At 62.8% G+C, this 23446-nt stretch carries 17 protein-coding genes; 9 read left to right on the forward strand and 8 right to left on the reverse strand.

The features are described 5' to 3' along the window. Positions 1 to 5: 5 nt before the first annotated feature. The 3 genes from NLY36_RS22780 to NLY36_RS22790 all read right to left on the reverse strand — a co-directional run bounded on the left by NLY36_RS22780 (position 6) and on the right by NLY36_RS22790 (position 3331). Positions 6 to 1442: a glutamine synthetase family protein gene (locus NLY36_RS22780; RefSeq protein WP_023681878.1), complete on the reverse strand. Its 1437-nt coding sequence runs from the start codon at positions 1440 to 1442 to the stop codon at positions 6 to 8. 102 nt (positions 1443 to 1544) lie between these two features. Further along, positions 1545 to 2513, reverse strand: a complete 969-nt coding sequence (locus NLY36_RS22785; RefSeq protein ID WP_050589025.1) for an ATP-grasp fold amidoligase family protein — start codon at positions 2511 to 2513, stop codon at positions 1545 to 1547. 2 nt (positions 2514 to 2515) lie between these two features. Continuing rightward, positions 2516 to 3331, reverse strand: a complete 816-nt coding sequence (locus NLY36_RS22790; RefSeq protein ID WP_156929752.1) for a class I SAM-dependent methyltransferase — start codon at positions 3329 to 3331, stop codon at positions 2516 to 2518. Positions 3332 to 3417: 86 nt separating this feature from the next. Here NLY36_RS22790 and NLY36_RS22795 point away from each other — a divergent pair, with 86 nt between their 5' ends. Continuing rightward, positions 3418 to 4119 (forward strand): HAD family hydrolase, encoded by a 702-nt coding sequence (locus NLY36_RS22795; protein WP_031201930.1) that lies wholly within the window; start codon positions 3418 to 3420, stop codon positions 4117 to 4119. Positions 4120 to 4149: 30 nt separating this feature from the next. On the opposite strand, the gene NLY36_RS22800 is transcribed toward NLY36_RS22795, so the two are convergent. The 3 genes from NLY36_RS22800 to aceA form a co-directional block, all read right to left on the reverse strand. Then, positions 4150 to 4611 carry a response regulator gene (locus NLY36_RS22800; protein ID WP_023697301.1) on the reverse strand — a complete coding sequence of 154 codons (462 nt, stop codon included), beginning with the start codon at positions 4609 to 4611 and terminating at the stop codon, positions 4150 to 4152. 277 nt (positions 4612 to 4888) lie between these two features. Continuing rightward, positions 4889 to 5131, reverse strand: a complete 243-nt coding sequence (locus NLY36_RS22805) for an SMc00767 family acetate metabolism repressor (protein ID WP_023669318.1) — start codon at positions 5129 to 5131, stop codon at positions 4889 to 4891. Between the two features lie 51 nt (positions 5132 to 5182). Next, complete coding sequence (gene aceA, locus NLY36_RS22810) at positions 5183 to 6472, reverse strand: isocitrate lyase (RefSeq protein WP_023697300.1); 1290 nt, start codon at positions 6470 to 6472, stop codon at positions 5183 to 5185. A gap of 250 nt (positions 6473 to 6722) precedes the next feature. Between aceA and NLY36_RS22815 the strand changes: the two genes are divergently transcribed. The 7 genes from NLY36_RS22815 to NLY36_RS22845 all read left to right on the forward strand — a co-directional run bounded on the left by NLY36_RS22815 (position 6723) and on the right by NLY36_RS22845 (position 14851). Further along, on the forward strand, positions 6723 to 8150 hold the full coding sequence (locus NLY36_RS22815; RefSeq protein ID WP_023681875.1) for a helix-turn-helix domain-containing protein: 1428 nt from the start codon (positions 6723 to 6725) through the stop codon (positions 8148 to 8150). Between the two features lie 150 nt (positions 8151 to 8300). Continuing rightward, a complete protein-coding gene (locus NLY36_RS22820) occupies positions 8301 to 9200 on the forward strand; it encodes a DUF2167 domain-containing protein (protein WP_031199417.1) in 900 nt (299 codons plus the stop codon). Between the two features lie 161 nt (positions 9201 to 9361). Then, the gene (locus tag NLY36_RS22825) at positions 9362 to 10315 is read left to right on the forward strand and encodes a DMT family transporter (protein ID WP_023735744.1); all 954 of its coding nucleotides are present in this window, start codon (positions 9362 to 9364) and stop codon (positions 10313 to 10315) included. A 425-nt stretch (positions 10316 to 10740) separates the two neighbouring features. Next, positions 10741 to 11838, forward strand: coding sequence for a polyamine ABC transporter substrate-binding protein (locus tag NLY36_RS22830; protein ID WP_023681872.1), 1098 nt, complete (start codon positions 10741 to 10743; stop codon positions 11836 to 11838). Positions 11839 to 11921: 83 nt separating this feature from the next. Next, positions 11922 to 13061, forward strand: a complete 1140-nt coding sequence (locus NLY36_RS22835) for an ABC transporter ATP-binding protein (protein ID WP_023681871.1) — start codon at positions 11922 to 11924, stop codon at positions 13059 to 13061. Between the two features lie 9 nt (positions 13062 to 13070). After that, positions 13071 to 14036, forward strand: a complete 966-nt coding sequence (locus NLY36_RS22840) for an ABC transporter permease subunit (RefSeq protein ID WP_023681870.1) — start codon at positions 13071 to 13073, stop codon at positions 14034 to 14036. Next, entirely contained in the window at positions 14033 to 14851 is an 819-nt protein-coding gene (locus NLY36_RS22845) for an ABC transporter permease (RefSeq protein WP_023692377.1), read from the forward strand. Before NLY36_RS22840 ends, NLY36_RS22845 begins: the two co-directional genes overlap by 4 nt. Before the next feature lie 42 nt (positions 14852 to 14893). Here the strand turns inward: NLY36_RS22845 and NLY36_RS22850 are convergent, their stop codons facing one another. Next, a complete protein-coding gene (locus NLY36_RS22850; protein ID WP_023692376.1) occupies positions 14894 to 16747 on the reverse strand; it encodes an AsmA family protein in 1854 nt (617 codons plus the stop codon). Positions 16748 to 17110: 363 nt separating this feature from the next. Between NLY36_RS22850 and NLY36_RS22855 the strand changes: the two genes are divergently transcribed. After that, positions 17111 to 19081 carry an acetoacetate--CoA ligase gene (locus NLY36_RS22855; protein WP_023692375.1) on the forward strand — a complete coding sequence of 657 codons (1971 nt, stop codon included), beginning with the start codon at positions 17111 to 17113 and terminating at the stop codon, positions 19079 to 19081. A 263-nt stretch (positions 19082 to 19344) separates the two neighbouring features. Here NLY36_RS22855 and NLY36_RS22860 read toward each other — a convergent pair whose 3' ends face one another. Beyond that, positions 19345 to 23349 (reverse strand): PAS domain S-box protein, encoded by a 4005-nt coding sequence (locus tag NLY36_RS22860; protein ID WP_023735743.1) that lies wholly within the window; start codon positions 23347 to 23349, stop codon positions 19345 to 19347. Between the last annotated feature and the right edge of the window lie 97 nt (positions 23350 to 23446).

Consider the following 23446-nt stretch of genomic DNA (forward strand, 5'->3'; position numbering starts at 1 on the left):
GCCGCTCACACGTTGAGCAACAGATACTCCCGCTCCCACGGGCTGATCACTTCCATGAAGGTCTCGAACTCCGCCCGCTTGATCGCTGCATAGGTTGCGGCGAAGGACTTGCCCAGAAGAGCGCATAGTTCCTCGTCGCCTTCGAAAAGGTCGACGGCTTCGAGCAGGCCGCGTGGCAGGTCGATCTCATCGGCGTTTGCGGTGGTCAGCACCGGAGGCTCGGCCTTGATCTTGTTGGTGATGCCGATCAGCCCGCAGGCAAGTGAGGCCGCCAGCGCCAGATAGGGGTTGGCGTCGGAAGACGGGATGCGGTTTTCGACACGCCGCGCCGCCGGATCCGAGCGCGGCACGCGGAACGCCGTGGTGCGGTTGTCATAGCCCCATTTGTTGTTGACCGGCGCCGAGGCCGACTGCGTCAGCCGGCGGTAGGAATTGACGTAAGGGGCAAACATCACCAGCGCGTTCGGCACATGCTTCTGCATGCCGCCGATGAAATGGAAGAAGTCGTCGGTTTCCGAGCCGTCCTTCGCCGAAAAGATATTCAGCCCGGTCTTCTTGTCGATGATCGACTGGTGGATGTGCATGGCAGAACCTGGCTGGCCCTGGATCGGCTTGGCCATGAAGGTGGCATAGATCTCATGCTTCAGCGCTGCCTCGCGAATGGTGCGTTTGAACATGAACACCTGGTCGGCGAGCTCGACCGGATCGCCGTGACGCAGATTGATCTCGAGCTGGCCGGCGCCTTCCTCGTGGATCAGCGTGTCGATCTCCAGGCCCTGACTTTCGGAGAAATGGTAGATGTCGTCGATCAGTTCGTCGAACTCGTTGACGCCGGCGATCGAATAGCCCGCTCCGCCGCCGATTGGCCGCCCGGAACGCCCGACTGGTGGCGTCAATGGGTAATCCGGGTCGGGGTTCTTGCGCACCAGGTAGAATTCGATCTCGGGCGCCACCACCGGCTTCAGCCCGCGCTTGTCATAGGCTGCTACCACGCGCTTCAGGACGTTGCGCGGCGTGAACTCGACCGAACGGCCATCCTGATGGACGAGGTCGCAGATGACGGCGGCCGTCGGGTCTTCTTCCCACGGCACCACGGTCAACGTCGACAGATCCGGCATCAGCTTCAGGTCGCCATCATCCTCCGGATAGTGGAAACCGTTGCCGTCCTCGGGATAGCCGCCCGAAATCGTCGTCATGAACACTGCCGATGGCAGCGCCAGCGAGGTGTTGGAAGTGAATTTCTTCGACGGCATCATCTTGCCGCGCGCGACGCCAGCCTGATCAGGCGTGATGCATTCTATGTCTTCGATGCCGCGCCATTCCAGCCAGGCGCTGACTTCCTTCCAGTTCTTCACGCCGCGTTGATTTTTCACGAAGGCAGGCGTTCGGACGCGTCCTCCGCGGGTCGACGGACGGACTTCCTTTTTCGCAGGCGGCATCATTCACCAGTTTGGGTTGCAATTATCACAGTATAGCTGTTGCCGGTGATGGAAGGGAAGGGGAGCCGGCCCGATAGGTGCGGCAACGAGGCTGAACGGCCTATGTCAGACGGCCTTGCCGGGCGGCGCATTTGCGCCCTGCCATCTGCGCAAGGCACCGGCATAGCGCCTGCGCCATCCGCTTTGCGGCGCGGTCAGGAACCAGGATTGGCTGAGGTTCCAGCTGTCTGCGCACAGATCCCTGAGCCTTGTGTTGATGATGCCTTTGCCGGATAGCGGATAGACCGAGAATTCGGAAAAGAAGATCGCGCCTTCGATTTCGTAGAAATCGCATCGCATGTGATCGAACGGCGCGGTCAGCCGCTCGGCGATGGCAAGCATGCGCGGGAAGGATGCCGGCAGGTCGATCCGGATCCACTGGGGGCCGCTGCCTGGCGGTGGCGGCGCGTAGGTTCCGTCACGGTCGAAATGACATTTCTGTTCGTTGCCGTGTTCATCCCGACGCGCGGCATAGACATAGGCCGTCGTCCCGTTAGACACGTGGAATTTGTACTCCAAAGCAACGGGCTGACCGTCCTCGAGGAGCATCTCTTCCACGAGGATGCGCCTGCTGGCGTGCTTGTAGCCCCATTCGCCGAGCTTCCTGCCGTAGCGGTGGCGCATCCAGCGTGCCGTACGCCGGCGCAGCCTAGCTCTGTCTACCTCACCGTTGCGCACCATCATGTTCCAGCGGCAGCCATGATTGGCCTTCACCATGACATTGCCGGTGAGCAGCTCCGCCGGAAGTTCTGCCGCGTCATATCCGGACCACAGAACCGCAGCCGTCTTGAGTTCTGGACAGGTGGACAGAGCGTAGGCTTTCGAGGCGAGCTTGTCGCAAGCCGTGGTGAAGAAGGGATTGTGGTCGAAAATCTTGCGCCACAGGAACTTGTCTGCATAGGAAGCGGGCCTTGCCGGATCGGGCAGCACGCCGCTATGATTGAAGGTGCGGGCGCAAATCATCGGATGGCGGACAAGGCACCATGCCTGTACCAGGGTAAGCAGCACGCGGTCGCTCATCCGCAGCCCTGGCATGATCAGCTTGCTGGCCTGGGAACACTCCCGCGTGCAACGAACACGTCCCGCGTCATATTTCGATGGATGCTCGTGCGGCCGGTAACCGCAAGCCGGGGATCAAGCGTTCTTTCTACGCTTTCCACCCACAGCCTGCCAAGCGAGACCGGCTCCCACAAGACGATCTGCACACCTTGAGGCGCGGTATCGGCTATGCGAGAAACCACCGCTGCCTTGGGCGATACCATGCTGGCGACGTAAACGACCTGCGCCTCGCCATAGTCATAGTCGCGGCCGTCGCAAAGCTCGGCCCGCATCCGCACATAGCCGAGCTTGGCCGCAAGCCTGTTTGCCGTTTCGACCGCTTCAGGCACAATATCGAGACCGATGATTTCGGGGACGACAGTCTGGTCGTGTATGCGGAACATCGTAAACGGACGCCCTCCGCAGCCGACCATGACAGCGCGGCAGCAGCTGCCGAAATCGACGTGATCGAAGACTTCGTTCAGGCGATTATACGCATCCCTGGATGACAGCACGCCGATGCTTGTTTTTCCCGCTGCGATCTGCCCGAAGGATGCCGGACCGCTCAGATCCTGATCCAGCATGTGCCTGATCTCGGCGGTATCTTGCTCCTGCACCATCTTGCCGAATGCGGCGGTCAGCGCCGGTCGGTACGAAAGGATCTCCGGGTAGGTTTCAAGCAACGCCTCGCCGGTATCGTGTCCCATGGCGATGCCAAGATCTCGGATGGCATTTATGAGTTCAGTCGGAGTACGCCCTGGCAAGGAGCCCACAATTTGCTCCAGTTCACGCTTCCAGGCGCCCAATTCCGGCATTGCTTCCCACCATTCCCTTGCCGTAGCTAGCAGTGTGCGGCGACAACGTCTACATCATTGCCTTCACTTGAACGGGACAGTCGACCATGCCCCTGACCACTATCGGCTTCGACGCCGACGATACCCTATGGCAGAACGAACAGTTCTTCCGCCTGACCGAGAAGCATTTTGCAACCCTGCTCGCCGACCATGGCGAGGCCGAGCACATTTCGGCACGGCTGCTGGAGGCCGAGAAGCGCAACCTTGCCGTCTACGGCTTCGGCATCAAGGGCTTTACCTTGTCGATGATCGAGACGGCAATAGAAGTGACCGAGGGCCGTGTGCCGGGGTCGACCATCGCCGAAATCCTTGCCGCCGGCCGCGACATGCTGGGACATCCGGTCGAGGCTTTGCCGCATGCGCGTGAGACCGTGGAAAGGCTCGCCGGCGCCTACCATCTGGTGCTGATCACCAAGGGCGATCTGTTCGACCAGGAGCGCAAGCTGGCGGCGTCCGGCCTTGGCGACCTGTTCGATGCCGTCGAGATCGTCAGCGACAAGAGCGCCGCCACCTATGCCAGGATCTTTGGCCGCCACGGCAGCCCGCAGACCAGCATGATGGTCGGCAATTCGCTCAAGTCGGACGTGGTGCCGGCCATCGAGGCCGGCAGCTGGGGTGTGTACGTCCCGCACGAGCTGACCTGGGTGCTCGAACACGTCGAGCCGCCGGTCGAGGCACCGCGTTTTCGTCAGCTTGTCGATCTTGGCGAACTGCCGGCTTTGATCGAGAGCATCGGCAAGGAAGGCTGACCGCCCCGCACGCGTTCGGGCGGATTGCGATCAGCCGCGCCCGAGACTGATCAGCCGGTCGACCACCGGCTGCAGCCTTTCGGTGGTGATCGGCTTGGTTACCACCACATCGACCACGCTCGACAGGCCCAGGCTGTCGGGCGTGCCGGTCTTGGTTGAAAGCAGGATCACCTTGGGGAGCGACCGCCCAGATGTCCGCCGCAAGGCGTCGATGGCCGCCATCAGCGCGCGGCAGTCCTCGTTGTCGGGGCCGCCATCGAGAACGACGGCGCCCGGAATGAGGGTTCGCAATGTCTTTGCCGCCATTTCGGGCGACTCGGAGATCGGCTTCAGTCCGGACTTCTCGACGATCTTCGACACCACCACCCGGTTAATCGGCGATCTTCCAACGACCAGCACGTGGGAGAAATCCGTTGATATCTCGGAGTTCGCGTCCCTGCTTGACGAATTCAGATGTTTGGCGGTGTCGGTCTCGCGGTTCACAGGGCACATGGGCGGGGCGGGCACTCGGCGCTGCTTCAATGCAGGGTTGAAATCCGAGAGCCAATTGGCGTGAGATCGCCCGCCATGTCAAGCTGAAATGACGGACCTGCGAAATATAGCTGGAAATATTAAACCCCGGAGACAAGGTCTGTTTTCGAACTGTAGTTAAGTTTACGCTCAAAAGCGAAAGTCACCCGCGCTGAAAACCCGCGGGTGACGTTGAAATCGGCCAGTGAACGGCGGGGCCCATAGATTCCACAAGCACAAAGCTTCCGTAAGGGAAAGATCAGCCGTGACTCTTCTGCGTGACGATCACCGGGATCAGCAGGTCGCCCCAATTGCCGTCGCCGCCATGATGCCGGGCCGAGCGCACCAGTTCCACCGAGACGCCGGCCTCCACTGCCTTCATCACCGATTGATTGAGCCGGTGCAGGTCGTTGGCCAGCATGCGGATGGTCGCCTGTTGGTCGACACTCATCGTGGTGGACTGCTCTTCTGCACGTTCCTTGACGCGGCTTATGGATGCCATTTTCTTCTCCCTTGCCCTTCGGGCGTTTCCTCTGTTGGTATGTCGACCGGTTCATTCCGCTGCCGGCTTGAACTGGGCGTGCTCAGTCGATTCATGCATGGCGGCGGTCGAGGACTGGCCGCCGCTGATCGCCATTGAGACGGCGTCGAAATAGCCGGTGCCGACCTCGCGCTGGTGCTTGGTCGCGGTGTAGCCGTGGACTTCGGCCGCGAACTCGGCTTCCTGCAGCTCGGAATAGGCGGCCATCTGCCGCGCCTTGTAGCCGCGGGCCAGCTCGAACATGCCGAAGTTGAGCTGGTGGAACCCGGCCAACGTGATGAACTGGAACTTGTAGCCCATGGCGCCGAGCTCGCGCTGGAACTTGGCGATCGTCGCGTCGTCGAGGTTCTTCTTCCAGTTGAACGACGGCGAGCAATTATAGGCGAGCAGCTTGCCCGGATGATGCCTGCGCACGCCTTCGGCGAATTTCTTGGCCTGCGCCAGATCGGGCTTGGATGTTTCGCACCAGATCAGGTCGGCATGCGGCGCATAGGCAACGGCGCGCGCGATGCACGGTTCGATGCCGTTCCTGACCTGGTAGAAGCCTTCAACCGTGCGGCCGGCATCGTAGTCGACGAAAGGCTGGTCGCGCTCGTCAATGTCGGAGGTCAGAAGCTTTGCCGCTTCCGCATCGGTGCGTGCCACGACTAGCGTCGGCGTGCCCATCACGTCGGCCGCCAGACGCGCCGCGTTGAGGTTGCGGATATGCGCGGCGGTCGGGATCAGCACTTTGCCGCCGAGATGGCCGCACTTCTTCTCAGAGGCCAGCTGGTCCTCATAGTGGACGCCGGCAGCGCCGGCCTCGATGAACGCCTTCGTGATCTCGAAGGCGTTGAGCGGTCCGCCGAAGCCGGCCTCGGCATCGGCGACGATCGGCGCGAACCAGGTGTCGACCGACAGGCCGTTGCCTTCCGAGGTCTCGATCTGATCGGCGCGCTGCAGCGTGCGGTTGATGCGCTTGACCAGTTCGGGCGCCGCATTGGCGGGATAGAGCGACTGGTCCGGATACATGGCCGACGCGGTGTTGGCGTCGGCGGCTACCTGCCAGCCCGAGAGATAGATTGCCTTCAGCCCGGCACGCACCTGCTGCATCGCCTGGTTGCCCGACATGGCGCCGAGTGCATTGACGAAGTCTTCCTCGTGGATGAGCTTCCACAGCCGGTTGGCGCCCATTTCGGCAAGACTCTGGCGTATCTGGACCGACCCGCGCAGCCGCTTCACATCGTCCGGCGAATAGGGTCGTTCGATGCCGTCGAAGCGGCCTTCGGGCGCGGATGGGACAAGATTGTAAAAATCAGTCATTGGTCACTCCAGATCAATCGATGCCAGTGTCTTGAAACGCCGCGCCCTGGGATAGTGTGCGTCGTCTGTGTGTGACATCATTTACATTGCGCCGCGACGAGAGCGAGGAAAACCGCTATTTCCGGTAGAAAATAAGAGAAAACCTGTGTTGTGTTTGACTGCCTGCCGCTGTAAATCTGTCATGATTGTAAAAAGATGGTGCGCCGTTCATCGCTCGCAAGTCGTGTAAATTTCCTGTCAAGGAAAGCCGATGGCCGACCAGAAGATCTTTGCCGGGCCGCGCATCCGCCGCATCCGCATCGCCAAAGGCCTGACCCAGACAGCGATGGCAGAGGGGCTCGGCATCTCGCCGTCCTATCTCAACCTGATCGAGCGCAACCAGCGGCCGCTGACGGTGCAGCTGATCCTGAAGCTGGCCTCTGTCTACAAGGTCGACCCGCATGAATTGCAGGGTGAGGCGAGAGGGTCGATCTCGGCCTTGAAGGAAGTGTTCGGCGACCCGCTGCTTGCCGGTGAATTGCCGGGGGACCAGGAACTGATCGAACTGGCCGAGGCCGCCCCCAACGCATCGGCTGCGATGATAAAACTGTTTCGCGCTTACCGCGAGCAGGCCGAGCGGCTGTCCGATCTCAACGAGCTTCTGGCGCGCGAGGGCCGCGCCACGGCGCTGTCCGGTGCGCGGCTGCCGATCGACGAAGTGCACGAGATTTTCGAGCGCCGGCCGAACCATTTTGCAGCACTGGAGGAAGAGGCCGAGGCCTTCACCTCGATGCTCGACCCCGGCGACGATCTGTTCGGCGCGCTGAAGGCGTGGCTGAAGCGCGAGTATGGCATCGTCGTCAAGGTTCTGCCGGTCGCCACCATGCCGAACTGGCGCCGCCGTTATGACCGTCATTCGCAGCGTCTTTTTCTATCGGAGCGGCTGTCGCCGTTCGACCAGTTGCGCGAAGTCGCCATGGAGGCCTGCCTGATCCGCATGACGGTCGCGATCGCCGGCGAAATTCAGGCGCTGAAGCTCGGTACGGACGAAGCCCGCCGGCTCGCCCGCTTCGAGTTCGGCCGCTACGCCGCCCATGCCTTGATGATGCCCTATCAGGCCTTTCATGCCGCCGCCGTGCGGGCTCGTTACGACATCGATGTGCTGCGCTCGCGTTTCGGCGTCTCCTTCGAACAGGCGGCGAACCGCCTGACCATGCTGCAGCGTCCTGGCTTGTCCGGAGTGCCGTTCTTCATGCTCGAGGTCGACAATGCCGGCAACCGCTTCCGCAAGGCCGGCGGCCAGGGCTTTCCGCAAAGCCGCTTTGGCGGCGGCTGCCCGAAACTGCCGGTCCATGCCGCTTTCGCTTCGCCTGGCCAGATCCTGGTCGAGGCGGTGGAAATGCCCGACGGCGCCGAGTTCCTCTGCATCGCACGCACGCTCGAGGGGCCGCAGGGTTCGTTCTCCGAGCGCCCGCGCCGCACCGCGCTGCTGTTGGGCTGCGATATCGGCTTTCGCGACGAGAGCGTCTATGGCGCCGGGCTGCCGGCAAAGGCCGGACAGGGCGCCGCCACGCCGGTCGGTCCCGCTTGCCGGCTGTGCGAACGCATCGGCTGCCTCGCCCGCGCCGAGCCGCCGGTGACCCGTCCGCTGGGCCTGGACGAGATGGCGACGGGCCTGAGCGCCTTCGATTTCCAGTGATGCTTCTCGGGCTGGAGGTCGCGGAAGACCGCAGCTGTTTGCGCTAAGCAATAGAGCGCTGCCCGAACCGTCGCCGAACCAAATATTGATTAAGCATCGGCGCTGCGCTATCGAAGGTGAGCTGCAGGGCAGCCAAGGGGGGGATGGCTTATGAACAGGAAAGCTTTGTGGCTTGGCGTGGCGCTTGCCCTTTTGGCGGGGCCTGTTCTGGCAGAAAAATCCTCGGAATTCTTCAAGGACTATCAACAGTATAGTGACGACGGCAAGGCATTCCTGGACAAAATCGATCCAAAGACCGGCGCGGTCGACCTTCCCGAAGGCATCCATCTCGATCTCAAGGACAAGTTCTATTTTCTGGGCAAGAAGGACGCGACGTCCGTCCTGACCGAGGCCTGGGGCAATCCGCCTGATACCGCGTCCGAAGCAATCGGCATGATCTTCCCGGCCAAGTACGAGCCCATCGCCGGCAACGGTTGGGGCATCGAATTGCGCTATGAAAAGATCGGCCATGTCGATGACGCCGACGCCGCATCCATCGACTACACCGAATTGCTGAGCAGCATGCAGGCGGACACATTGTCGGCCAACGATCAGCGGGTGAAGGGCGGCTTTCCCCCGATCAAGCTGATCGGCTGGGCCTCGCCGCCGGTCTATGATTTCGTCCACAAGCGGCTGCACTGGGCCAAGGAGCTGCAGTTCGGAGACGATACCGTCCACACGCTCAATTACGACGTCCGTTTCCTCGGCCGGGAAGGCGTCTTCGTGATGAGCTACATCGCTACGGTCGAACAATTGCCGGAGATCAAGCAGAGCCTGGACGAAGTGCTGGGCGTGGCGGACTTCAACACCGGCAAGAAATACACCGATTTTCTGCCAGGCACCGACACGGTCGCCGCGGTTGGCATTGGCGGCCTCATCGCCGGAAAACTCGCGGCAAAGGCCGGCCTGATTGCGGTCGCGCTCATCGCCCTGAAAAAGTTCGGCATTCTGCTGCTGGTACCGTTGGCCGGTCTTTGGCGCTTTATCCGCGGCAACAAGGGCATGTCCTAGAAACGGCGGTGTTCGCCCGTATGGCTGCCGGTTGGCGGTGCGCCAAAGGGAATGCCGGGCTGGATCACGTCCGGGGGTAGCCTATGCGCTAGGCGAATACGGCACGTTTCTGTCGTCCATTGTGCATCATGCCGCCCCGAGATAGCCGACAGTCGCACCTCATGACCGATACCGCATCTTCTCCAATCGCCGCACCGCCGATCGTCTCGCCGCGCGAAGAGCGGGTCGGCTTGCTGCTGGTGTTCCTGTCGGCGCTGATGTGGAGCTTTGGCGGCACCATCGCCCGCTTCATCGACACCGCTGACAGTTGGACGGTGGTGTTCTGGCGCTCGCTGTGGGCGGCTTTGTTCCTGATTTGCTTCATGGCCTGGCGCGACGGCTGGCGCGGCATGTTGCGGCTGTTTCGCGACATGGGCCTGCCCGGCCTTGCCGTGGCCGTCTGTTTCGCCACGGCATCGACGTGCTTCGTTGTCGCGCTCGCCTACACCACCGTTGCCAATATCCTGTTGATGCAGGCCGGTGTGCCGCTGCTGGCGGCATTGCTTGCCTGGGTGCTGTTTCGCGAACGCGTCGCCGTCGCGACCTGGGTGGCGATCGCCGCCGTCATCGCCGGCGTCGCCATCATGGTGTCGGAATCGCTCGACGGCGCCGTATCGCCCATCGGCGACGGGCTGTCGCTGCTGATCGCCGTCATGTTCTCGATTGCCACCGTCATCACCCGGCGCTTCGCCCATGTGCGCATGACGCCGGCGACGTGCCTCGGCACGATGCTGGCAGCGGCTTTCGCCGCATCGCAAGCCACGCAGTTTGCCACGTCGGCCCACGACATGGCTTTCCTGTTTGCCTTCGGCGTCATCAATCTCGGCCTCGGCCTTGCCTTCTTCGCCACCGGCGCGAGGCTGGTTCCGGCGGCGATCGCAGCACTCCTCGGCACGTTCGAGCCGATCCTCGGACCGATCTGGGTCTGGCTCGTTCATGGCGAGGTGCCCTCGGTGCGCACCATCATCGGCGGCGCGGTGGTGGTCGCCGCGCTGCTCGTCCATATCGCGCTTGAATTCAAGCGCCAGGCGAGGCCTGCACGGCCGGGGACCACCGGCCTGCCATCCCCTAATTGACCCGCCTTTCCCTTGGTTGAGCCCGTCTTCCCTAATTACGCCCGTCTTTCCCAATTAGCGAAGCCGCACGCCCTATTGACCGAGCTTCCCCGCGCGGGCCATTGACAACCTTGCTGCGGCACGGGCAGGCTGGGGGCTCGGCAACAACAAGACAGGCTTATCTTGCCAAGTGTCCCCGCCGGTCGGACCAAGACCGGACCACAGCGTCGTATCCCTGCCCGCGCCGCGGCGAAAGCCTCTGACGGCGTCAGCGCGCCCGCCATGCGGGCACACAGAGCCATCATCTGCCGCTCGTCGAACCGCCCGGACGGCGCTGGCAGTTCATGCTTGTGGCTGCCCGGAAAGCTCAATACTCTGAAGCAAATGCCCAATCGCGCTCGAACAGCGACGACTTGGCGAAGGAACACTCATCAAAGGAGAACAGCATGATCCGCAAAGCGCTCTGGCTTTCGGCAACCTCGGCATTTCTGACGCTTTTCGCCGTCGGCGGCCATGCCGAGGATCGCGTCGTCAACGTCTTCAACTGGTCGGATTACATCGACAGTTCCATCATTGACGACTTCACCAAGGAGACCGGCATCAAGGTCGTCTACGACACCTTCGATTCCAATGAAATCCTCGAGACCAAGCTGCTTGCCGGCGGCAGCGGCTATGACGTCGTCGTGCCCAGCGGCAACTTCCTGGCGCGCCAGATCCAGGCCGGCGTGTTCCAGAAGCTCGACAAGTCGAAGCTGCCCAACATTTCCAACATGTGGGACACGGTTTCGGAGCGCACCGCCAAATACGATCCGGGCAACGAATATTCGATCAACTACATGTGGGGCACGGTCGGCATCGGCTACAACATCAAGAAGGTGAAGGCAGCACTCGGCACCGACAAGATCGACAGCTGGGATGTGTTCTTCAATCCCGACAGCCTGGCCAAGCTGAAGGACTGCGGCGTCTATGTGCTGGACTCGCCGGCCGACATCATCCCGGCGGCGCTCAAATATCTCGGCCTCGATCCGAACAGCACCTCACCTGACGACATCGCCAAGGCCGAGGAGACGTTGCTGAAGGTGCGGCCGTATATCCGCAAATTCCATTCGTCCGAATACATCAACGCGCTCGCCAACGGCGATATTTGCCTGGCAGTCGGCTGGTCGGGTGACGTCTTCCAGGCGCGCAACCGCGCGGTCGAGGCCAAGCAAGGCGTCGAGATCGGCTATTCCGTTCCCAAGGAAGGCGCCCAGATGTGGTTCGACCAGATGGCGATTCCCGCCGATGCGCCGCATGCCGCCGAGGCACTCGAATTTCTCAACTACATGATGAAGCCGGAAGTGATCGCCAAGTCGTCCAACTATGTGCTGTACGCCAACGGCAACAAGGCTTCGCAGCAGTTCGTCGACAAGGCGCTGCTGGATGATCCGGCGGTCTATCCGGACGCCGAGACCTTGAAAAAGCTCTATACGGTCCAGCCCTACGATCCCAAGACCCAGCGCCTGATCACGCGCAGCTGGACCAAGATCGTCACCGGCCAGTAAGTAATGCGACATGGTCCCGGCAGTCATCTGCCGGGACCATTCTTCTCTGGGGCAAGAAGCAAAAAAACAGGACGGAGTGGGACATGAAATCGCTTGGCAGCATCCGCAGGGATTTCGCGCCATGGAACGACCCGAACGCCAAGCCATACATCCAATTCGAGAACGTCACCAAGAAGTTCGGTGACTTCACAGCCGTCAACAATCTGTCGCTGACCATTTTCGAGCGCGAGTTCTTCGCCCTGCTCGGCGCGTCCGGTTGCGGAAAGTCGACTTTGCTCAGGATGCTTGCCGGCTTTGAGGAGCCGACCGCCGGCCGTATCCTTCTCGACGGCCAGGATTTGCGCGGCATCCCGCCCTATCGCCGCCCGGTCAACATGATGTTCCAGTCCTATGCGCTGTTCCCGCATATGAGCGTGGAAAAGAACATTGCCTTCGGCCTCAAGCAGGAAGGCATGCCGGGACCGGATATCGAAAAGCGCGTCGCCGAGATGCTGAAGCTGGTGAAGCTAGAGCAGTTCGCCAAGCGCAAGCCGCACCAATTGTCGGGCGGCCAGCGCCAGCGCGTCGCGCTCGCCCGCTCGGTTGCCAAGCGGCCAAAAGTCTTGCTGCTCGATGAGCCGCTCGGCGCGCTCGACAAGAAGCTGCGCGAGGAAACGCAGTTCGAGCTGATGGACCTGCAGCAAAATCTCGGCCTTACCTTCGTCGTCGTCACCCACGACCAGGAAGAGGCGATGACCATGGCCGACCGCATCGCCATCATCGACAAGGGCGAGGTGATGCAGGTGGCGACGCCGGCGGAAGTCTATGAAGCCCCCAGTTCGCGCTTCGTTGCCCACTTCGTCGGCAATGTGAACATGTTCGAGGGCAAGGTCGCCGAGCGTGCGGCAAACACCACGCGCATCACCGGCGCGACAGGGGCCCAGATCGTCGTCGAAAACAGCACCGATACAAAGGCCGGTTCCGACATCGTCTTCGCCATCAGGCCGGAGAAGATCAAGGTGTCGTCGAAGAAACCGGCCGACGCAGTCAATGCGCTTGAGGGCGAGGTCTACGACGTTGCCTATCTCGGCGACATGACCGTCTACCACATCCGGCTGGATGACGGGCAGATGATCAGGGCAAGCGCGCTCAACGCGGCGCGAGTCACCGAGGACCCGCTGACCTGGAACGACCGCGCCTGGGTCTCCTTCCGGCCGGATGCCGGCGTCGTGCTGACGCGGTAGGGAGCGGCCATGTCCAACATCGCCATCACCGACGCCGGTCCATCGGCCGCGGCCAAACCATTGCCGACGCGGCTCGCCAGCGGCTTCGTCAGCCGGCTCGTCATCATCGTTCCCTATCTCTGGCTGCTGTTCTTCTTTTTCATTCCGTTCATTATCGTCTTCAAGATTTCGCTGTCGCAGTCGGCGATCGCCATGCCGCCCTACACGCCGGTGCTCGATTTCAGGGATGGCATTTCCGGATTCGTTGCCCGCTTCCGCGAACTCAGCTTCGACAATTATGTCTGGCTGACGCAGGACGCGCTTTACTTCAAAGCCTATGTCACCAGCGTCATCATCGCGGCGATCTCGACGATACTGACCTTGCTCGTCGGCTTCCCGATCGCTTACGGCATGGCGCGCGCGCCGGCGACGATCCGCCCGACCTTGCTGATGCTGGTGATCCTGCCGTTCTGGACGTCGTTCCTGATCCGCGTCTACGCCTGGATCGGCATCCTCAAGCCCGAGGGGCTGCTCAATCAACTGCTGCTGTCGCTGAACATCATCGATCAGCCGCTGATCATCCTCAACACCTACACGGCGATCTTCATAGGCATCGTCTATTCCTATCTGCCATTCATGGTGCTGCCGCTCTATTCGTCGCTGGAAAAAATGGATTACTCGCTGATCGAGGCGGCAAAGGATCTCGGCTGCCCGCCGACAGCCGCCTTCTGGAAGATCACCTTTCCGCTGTCGCTGCCCGGCGTCATCGCCGGCTGCCTGCTGGTGTTCATCCCGGCCGTTGGCGAGTTCGTCATTCCCGACCTGCTCGGCGGGTCGCAGACGCTGATGATCGGCAAGACCTTGTGGAATGAATTCTTCGCCAACCGTGACTGGCCGGTGTCGTCTGCCGTCGCCGTTATCCTGCTGCTGCTCCTGATCGTGCCGATCATGCTCTTCCAGCAGGCTCAGGCACGCGCCCAGGAGCAAGACAAATGAACGCCACCTGGAGCCGCTTCAACGTCACCTCGGTCGTGCTGGGCTTTGCCTTTCTCTATCTGCCGATCGTGCTGCTCATCGTCTTCTCCTTCAACGAGTCGAAGCTGGTTACCGTCTGGGGCGGCTTCTCGACCAAATGGTATGCCTCGCTGTTTCACAATCAGGGGCTGATGGACGCCACCTGGGTGACGGCGCGTGTGGGGGTCATCTCCGCCACGGTGGCAACGGTGCTCGGCACGCTGGCAGCGCTGACCTTGACCCGCTACACCCGCTTCAGGGGCCGCATCCTGTTTTCCGGCATGGTGTTTGCGCCGCTGGTCATGCCGGAAGTCATCACCGGCCTTTCGCTGTTGCTGCTGTTCGTTGCCGTCGGTCTCGACCGTGGCTTCCTGACCGTGACGCTTGCTCACATCACCTTGACCATGTGCTTCGTGGCTGTCGTCGTGCAGTCGCGCCTGGTGTCGTTCGATCGTTCGCTGGAAGAAGCTGCCTTGGACCTCGGCGCAACGCCGGTAAAGACCTTCTTTCAGATCACGCTGCCGGTGATCATGCCGGCCATCGTCTCCGGCTGGATGCTGGCCTTCACCTTGTCGCTTGACGATCTGGTGATAGCCTCCTTCACCTCCGGGCCTGGCGCCACCACGCTGCCGATGAAGATCTACAGCCAGGTGCGTCTCGGCGTGACGCCGGAAATCAACGCCGCCTGCACCATCCTGATCGCCGTCGTGGCGGTAGGCGTTATCATCGCTTCGGTCGCCAACAAGCGGCGTGAGGTGCAACGCCAGCTCGACGAACGGGCCGCGCAGCGCGGTTGATTGCGTCAAACGAGGGATAGGGCGGTCCCGGTAAGGGTCCGCCTATTCGCCTGAGACGCCGCGGCTGATCGGCGAGATGAACGGCGTGCTCCAGGTGCCGCCGACGAAGAATGACGACTGGTTGGATCCCTGCTGGCCATTGACCGGTGCCGCTGCCGGGTCGGCCTGGGTGACACCCCCCGAAAGCGCCAGCCCGCGTCCGCCGTAAGAGGCGATGCCGGACAGCCAGACCTTGTATTTCGCCGAATTGGCCTCGGCCTTGTCCAGCCTTGCCACACCCTTCGAGATGGTGGCCTTGAGCTCGGCGCCGTCCATCGGCAGTGTCCCGTCCGAGACGTCGTCGAGCGCGAAGAAGCCGCCCTGTTCCGTGTGCTTCAGAAATGCCGGCAAATTGAGCCCGCTCAGCGCGCCCGGCCCGAACGTCGCAGAGACCGAGCCGTCGGCGTTCTCGAAGATCGAGTCCCAGGATTTGCCCGGCCCTTTGAGAATGACCGAGACAGTGCCGGTGCTGGCCGGCACCAGCCGCGTCATTCCGGCCGCGGTGCCGAAAGCGGCGCCGTCAATGTCGGAGGCGAGCAGCCGGATCTCGACCTGCGAGCCCTCCGGTTTACGGTCGAAACGCAGGCTGCTTTGCACGTTGCCGCCAAAGGCCGACGCATCGGAGATATCAAAGACGGCAAGCCCGTTCTTCACCTGCGCCGTAGCGGCGACGTCGGCAAGCTGGATTGCGCCGGCCGAGGCATGCGCCGCTGACAGCCTCAGATCGAGATTGATCCGGTCGGCGAAGCTGGTGTCGATTTCGCCGGGACCGGTTTCACCGGTGGGCGCCAGCGGCGTGAAGGCCGAAAACAGCGACCTGAGGTCGAGCGTGTCGAAGGCGAGTGTGCCTGATATCACCGGCAAGGCGTCGCCGAACGAGAAATCCAGCGCCCCCATTCCCGGGTTGCTGTCGAGCGTCACCGCGGTGTTTTCGAATTTGACGCGGCCGGCGGTCGCCGTGATCTTGCTCGAAATCGAGACCGAACCGATCGCCGTACCAGGAGCAATGCCGGCCTGCGACCATTCCAGCACGCGCCGCAGCGAGGGTGCGGCGAATTTCGCCTGGCCATCGAAATAGGCGTTTTGCGACATGCTGGCCGTGCCATCGAACGAGAAGCTGGCCGGCGCTGCCTTGAACGAAAACGTGACCGGTGCGGCGCCGCCGGCAAACAGCACCAGCGGCTTGGGCGAGGCGGCATCGACGGTGACGCTCTCTCCGCGCCAGATTCCGGTCGCCGACAAGGTCGCGTTGCTGTTCATCGCTGCCCAGCTCGCCTGGCCGGACAGGCTGGTCAGCAATTCGACGTCCTTGCCGCCGATGGAGGCGACCATGCGGCCGTCCCTGAATTCCACTGTGCCGAACGGATCGGCGGGCAGCTTGCTCAGGTCCGGCTTCGTCGGATCGGCGTTGACTAGGCCGCGCGCCGTGTCGATGGAGCGGGTGATGCGTCCGCCCGTTGGTATGGCGGGCAGGAATATGCCGTTTGCGGCGCGCTGGACCCGGATTGTCGGCCGCACCAGCCGCGCCGTCGAAAACACCACATCGCCCTGCAGCGCCGCCATCGCCGAAAGGTCGACCTCGACCCGTTCGGCCTCGATCACCGGCGGCGCGTCGGTCTCGGTCCACTGGGACAGCGTGACGTCGCTCAATATGGCGCGGAACTTCGGCCACACCTCGATGCGCGGCGAACCGGCGATGGTGACCCTGAAACCGCTCCACGCGCTCATCTCCCAGGCGATGCGATCGCGCACGATCCGGGTCGAGGCAAACAGCGGCAGAGCGGCGACGACCAGCGCGATGACGAGCACGGCAACGCCGATCGCCCATATTCCGCGCCGGATCAAAGGTGATGGCATATTGCCCCGGTTGCTTTCATTCCGATAAACGCCTGACGGGTGTAACCGCCAGTCGTCACCACGCCTTCCAGCCGTCACTACGACTCAGGGCTGAGGCATTTCAAGTCTTTATGGCCCGGCGATGGCAATTGCGCACATATGGCCGAGTTTAGCGGAACAAAATCTTGCTCTGCCGCACGGTGGTAGGCATAAGCGATGCAGCTTCAGCCTGTTACGAGGCGCGGCGTTTTTGGGACAGCGGCGCCTGTAAAGCTGAGGCTAGTGCATGTCGCCCGGAAGAGTGCAGCGGTTCCGGGACAACGACGTGCATCAAACAAAAGCATATCTATCTTGCGACGCGACGGGCTTCAAGGAGGATCGATCATGGCTGCCGAAGCACCGCTCTGGACTCCGACGCAAGACCAGATCGACGCAACACCACTGACCGCGTTCATGAAGGCAGCAGCGGCCAAAAGCGGCACATCCTTCGCCTCCTACGCCGAACTGCACCGCTGGTCGGTCGAGGATCGCGAGGGCTTCTGGAGCCTGCTGTGGGACTTTTGCGGCATTGTCGGCGACAAAGGGACCGATGCGGGCGAGCCCGTGCTCGTCGATGGCGACAAGATGCCCGGCGCATCGTTCTTTCCCAAAGCGACGCTGAACTTCGCCGAAAACCTGCTGAAGAAGACCGGTTCCGGTGACGCGATCGTCTTTCGCGGCGAGGACAAGATCGAGCGGCGGCTGTCGTGGAGCGAACTGCACCAGCTGACCTCGCGCTTTCAGCAGCTTTTCCTGTCGCTCAAGGTGAAAAAGGGCGACCGCATCGCGGCGATGATGCCCAACATGCCGGAAACCGTCGCCGCCATGCTGGCGGCCGCCTCCATCGGCGCGGTCTGGTCGTCCTGTTCCCCCGATTTCGGCGAGCAGGGCGTGCTCGACCGTTTCGGCCAGATCGAGCCGGTCATATTCATTGCGCCGGACGGCTATTGGTACAATGGCAAGGCAATCGAGGTAGCCGACAAGATCGCTACCGTTGCGGCGAAGCTCGAAACCGTCCGCAAGGTCCTGATCGTCGACTATCTCGGTACCTCGCGCGATATCGCAGCGATCATCGACAAGGCCGTGGCGCTCGAAGAGGCGCTGTTACCCTTTACCGCCAAAGCGGTCACGTTCGAGCGGCTGCCGTTCGCGCATCCGCTCTACATCCTGTTCTCGTCAGGCACGACCGGCATTCCCAAATGCATCGTCCATTCGGCCGGCGGCACGCTGGTCCAGCATGTCAAGGAACACCGGCTGCATGCCGGACTCATCGAAGGCGACCGCTTCTTCTACTTCACCACCTGCGGCTGGATGATGTGGAACTGGCTGGTGTCGGGCCTGGCCTCGGGCGCCACGCTGCTGCTCTATGACGGCTCGCCCTTCCACCCCGACGGCAATGTGCTGTTCAGCTTCGCAGATGCCGAGAAGATGACCTTTTTCGGCACCTCGGCCAAATTCATCGATTCCGTGCGCAAGGCCGGGCTCAAGCCGATCCGCAGCCATGATCTGTCGAGTGTGCGGGCTATTTCCTCCACCGGCTCACCGTTGTCGCCGGAGGATTTCCGCTTCGTCTATGACGGCATCAAGAAGGACGTACATCTCGCCTCGGTTTCCGGCGGCACCGACATCGTCTCCTGTTTCGTGCTCGGCGTACCGACGCAACCGGTCTGGACCGGCGAGATCCAGGGTCCCGGCCTCGGCCTTGCCGTCGATGTATGGGACGATGACGGCAAGCCGATCCGCGAGCAAAAGGGTGAGCTGGTCTGCACAAAAGCGTTCCCGTCGATGCCGATCGGCTTCTGGAACGATCCTGAGGGCAAGAAATACCAGGCCGCCTATTTCGAGCGCTTCGACAATGTCTGGTGCCACGGCGACTTCGCCGAATGGACCGCGCATGGCGGCATGATCATCCACGGCCGTTCCGACGCGACGCTCAATCCGGGCGGTGTGCGCATCGGCACGGCGGAGATCTACAATCAGGTCGAACAGATGCCGGAGATCCTTGAGGCGCTGTGCATCGGTCAGGATTTCGACAATGACGTCCGCGTCGTGCTGTTCGTGCGGCTGGCCGCCGGCGTGACGCTGGACGAGGATCTGGAAAAGCGCATTCGTTCCAAGATCCGCAGCGGCGCCAGCCCGCGCCACGTGCCGGCAAGGATCGTCGCCGTCAGCGACATTCCGCGCACCAAATCGGGCAAGATCACCGAGCTTGCAGTGCGCGACGTGGTGCATGGCCGCGCCATCAAGAACAAGGAAGCGTTGGCCAATCCAGAGGCGCTGGAGCTGTTCAGGAACCTGCCGCAGCTGGCTGAGTGACGCGGCCGGGATGGTTAACCAGATATGTCGGTCGAATTTACCTAGATTTCATGAGTGGTACACATTCGTAAATTTTTTGGACGGCCGGTAAGGAGTTGTTAAGGCCCGGCGTCGATAGTCGCACGTAACTTGAGGGAGAAATCCCGTTCCTCGTCCCCTGAGGATCAGATTCGCTCAAGCCCCGTTGTGACAGCAAATCCCATTTAAGGCGTCCTGTTGGACGCCTTTTCTTTGTCCGGGATTCTCGCCCGGAAATCGCCGGCCTATTCGGCCAGCACCCGCGTCGACGGGAAGGCGACCTCGACCAGCGTCCCTTCGCCCGGCGTCGAGGTGATGGTGAAGCGGGCGCGGTTGGCTTCCACCATCGCCTTGGTCAGCGGCAGGCCGAGACCGGTGCCGTCGCCACGCCCGCGCTTCAGCGCATTGATCTGCTTGAACGGCTTCAGCGCCTGCTCGATCTCGGCATGGCTCATGCCAATGCCGGTATCGCGCACCCGCATGACAACGTCGCCGGAGGTTTCATAGGCGGTCGACACGATCACCTGTCCGCCGGCTTGCGTATAGCGAATGGCATTGGACAGGATGTTGAGCGCGATCTGGCGCACGCTTCTGAGGTCGGCGACGACTTCCGGCAGTCGCGAGGCGAAGCTGGAGCGGATGATGACACGCTCGCGGTTGGCCTGCGGCTGCATCATCGCCACCGTCTCGGCCAGCGTATCGTTGAGCGACACCGCCTCGTAGTCCATTTCCTGCTGGCCGGCCTCGATCTTCGAAATGTCGAGGAGGTCATTGACGAGATCGAGCACATGGTTGCCCGAGCGGTTGATGTCTCTGAGATAGTCGCGGTAGCGGTCATTGGCTACCGGGCCGAACTTCTCGTCCACCATCAGCTCGGAAAAGCCGATAATGGCGTTGAGCGGCGTGCGGATCTCGTGGCTGATGCGGGCGAGGAAATCGGTCTTCTGCGAGGAGGCGCGCTCGGCCACCGCGCGCGCCTGGGTCAGATCCTCTTCGGCCCGCTTCCACTGCGTGATGTCGCGCACCACGGCGCAGAAGCCGCTGTCATTGGGCAGCCTGCCGATGGTCATGAACAGCGGGATGAAGCGCCCTTGCGCCTCGCGCCCGATCACCTCGCGGCCATCGTTCATCACACTCGCCACGCCGGGCTCGGACAGGCCGTTCAGATAGTCGCGCGCCGCGCGCTGGCTTTCGATGGCAAACAGCGAGGCGAACGGTTTACCGGTGACGTCGTCGCTGTCGAAGCCGAACAGCGCCTCGGCCGGCCGGCTGATCGAGCGGATGTCGCCGTCGCGGCCGATCAACACCACACCATCGGTCGCGGTGTCGATGATGGTGCGCATCTCGGCAATGCGCGCTTTGAGTTCGGAGACATCGGGCTGCGTCTGCTCCTCGGCTGCGAGATGCGCAACCATCGGCGGCTCGTTATCGCCGGTACGTCGCACCACCAGCATCAGCGCCTTGCCGGCGCGCCACGGCACCGAACGCAAAATGGCTTCGATCGGAAATTCCTGGCCCTCGCGCGTCTTCAGTTTGAGTGTGTGGTCGCTTTCGCCGGCCATTTCTGAATAGGGATCGGCAAACAGCGCGTCGAGCCCGCCGGCGTCGCTCAGGTCCTCAAGCGTGTCATAGCCGGTCAGGCCGAGGAATTCCTCATTGGCGTAATGAAGCTCGTCGCCCGAATGGATGAGCAGCGGCACCGGCAGCTTGCCGAGGATCGACGTGTCAGGGGCCTTGTGTTCATCTCCGGCCGAGAATGCCGAAGGCATGAACCCCTCAAGCTTGAGCGGCGGCACTTTCAGGCGCTGTGGTTCTGCCGGCACTGTGTCCGCATCGCCGGCCTTGTCCCCGTCTTCCACGGCGGAATCGGTCGCCTCGTCGGACGGCGCCCAATCCTCATTGTCCTCGGCATCGCGGAAGTCGGCCGACGTCATGCTGTCGTCTTCACCGGCATTGGCCGGCGTCTCGGCAACAACCGGCTGTGGCTCTGCGGCCTCGACGATCTCTTGGGCTTGCGTATCATCCGGTTCGGAAGCCGGCGCAAGTTCGTCGTTGGACGACGTTGCTTCCGTACTGTCTTCGGTGACGGACCCTGGTTCGGGATCGGCATAGTCGAGCAGGGAGCGCGACACTGTCGGCGCCTTCGCCTCGCCTGCTTCGCTGTCCGCAAGGCCGTCGTCCGGCTGCTCGCCGTCAAGCCGCGTCAGGTCCTTTTCGTCCTCGGCATCGCTTTCCGGCGGTTCGGCCTCAGCCGTTTCGCTTTCGGGTGCGGCTGCCGATGGTTCAGCCACGGCAGCCGGGCCGGCTTCGTCCGGACTCGAGACCTCGGCGGGTTGTCGGGCTGGCGCGGCTGTTTCAGGCTGGTCCGCCTCGACATGATCCGGCTTGGGCTCATCTGCCTTGGCCTGGTCTGGCGTTACCTGATCCGGATTGGCCGGTTCGGCCTGCTTGGCAGTCTCCGGCTGCTCCGGCGGGGGATTGTCCTTCTTCAGCCGCTCGCCGATTTCGCGGAAAGCGCTGCGCTCCAGCGTCGACAGGCCCCTCTCGCTTGTCGGCTGCTTGTCGTTGGCGGGCTGCCGATGCTCGGCCAGCCGGATGACCTTGTCGGCAAAACGACGTTCCTGCTTCGGCACGATGGTCAGTGCCGGCACTTCGCCCTCGAACGGATCGGCCGCCTTGGGAGCTTCCGCCACGGGCTGTTCCGGGGCCGGCTCGGCTGCTGCCGCTGGCGCGCCATTGGGGACCAGCGCCATGCCGATTGCTTCCGGATCGACCACCGCATCGCCGGCGCGGGCGACGCCGAAACCACGAAAACCTTCGAAGGCGCGGCTGCGGCCATAGACAGGCAGTGCTGCCAGATCGACCGGTATCTTCAGGTCGGAGCCGGCAACCGGCCACAGTACCGAGCGGCCCGACCAGGTGTCGCGCCGTTCAAGCAGGCCCGCGATCTCGCCCGAGGCGTCGAGGCCGAAAATTGTCGCGACGTCCTTGAAGCGGCGGCCGATCACGTCGGCGGCGGCTTTGCCGACAATGTCGCCGAATTCCGGCGACAGCGCGCTGAACTTGCCCTCGGCGTCGGTGCGCCAGACGAAGCGCAGCGGCGGCGCCGAGCGGTCGACCTCACGTTTGGCGGGAGGCGCAGCCGGTGGGGCTGCGTCGGACGGCAGGGCGGGCGCAGCGGCACTGCTGTCCAACTGCGCACTCTCGGCCGGGGAAACAGAGTCCGGCTCGGCCTGCGCCGGGCTGTCCGGCTCGCCCGCCTGCGGCTCTTCGCCGGCATGGAAGTACCAATGATCATGTTGCGCCGGCGCGCTGTCATTCGCCGCCTGCTCGCGGCCGATCGTCTGCTCGCGATGGTCCGCCTTTGTATCGGTTGACGCCGAAGCATCATGCTCGGTGGCAGCCGGACCTGTCTCCCCGACATCAGGCGCGGCCGCGAGTGGGGCGCCCTGATTCCCGCTTGCGGTGGGGTGGTCAGCCACCGCATCCACCGTTACCGCGTTCTCCGCGGCGGCTTGCGCCGGGCCATCGTCGACCTGCGCTGCAGCAGGTTCGGCATCCAGCTCGCCGACAGGATTTTCCTCACCGAGCTGATCCTCGTCGATGACCACCAGCAGATGCCTGGACTCGGTCAGGCGCGCGAAGCCGGCCGGATAGGACGTGGCGCCGCCGGGGACCAGCCGCTTGACGATGCGGTCGTCCTGGCTCGCCACGTCGGCGACAAGCGCGGCCAGCGTCTCAGGCCGGATGGCGAGCGCGCCAAAGCCATCCGAAGCCGCCTCGACAGTGCCGGCGGCGTCGACAAAGGCGATGAAATGGCCGTCTTCGGTAAAGCCGCTGATGGCGCGGGTCCCAATGTCGGCAGCACTGCGCGAGCCGGCCTGCGCTGCCGGCACCACCAGCATGATGGCGCTTTCGCCGTCCGGCATAGTCACCGCACTGGCCAGGAAGCCGACGGCGCGGCTGGTGATGCCGGTCGCCAGCCGTACCGTAATGGCGCGGTCGCTGCCGATCTGCGGGAAGCCCGCGGTCGCCATGATCTGGCGCCTGGCGATCAGCGGCAGCTGAGCCGAGGCGCCGATGATGGCCTCGATATCGGGATAGCCGAACACCGCAGCGCCCGGGCCGTTGGCCCAGATCACCTGTTCGAGGTCGGCCGACAGAATCGCGATCGCGTCGCCGGCGGCGAAGCGCTGGCGAACCGCATCAAGCACGGCGACATCGAGGAAAGAGTAGTTCTCGGAAGGCATGCGCTTGGCGGACCCTTTCGGTGAAACCTCTTGGCGAACCCCTCTTGGCGAACCTACAAGGCGGGCAATTTGCAGTTAACGCTTTGTTAATAAAAGC

Source organism: Mesorhizobium sp. C399B, from assembly GCF_030323185.1.
Taxonomy (GTDB): Bacteria; Pseudomonadota; Alphaproteobacteria; order Rhizobiales; family Rhizobiaceae; genus Mesorhizobium.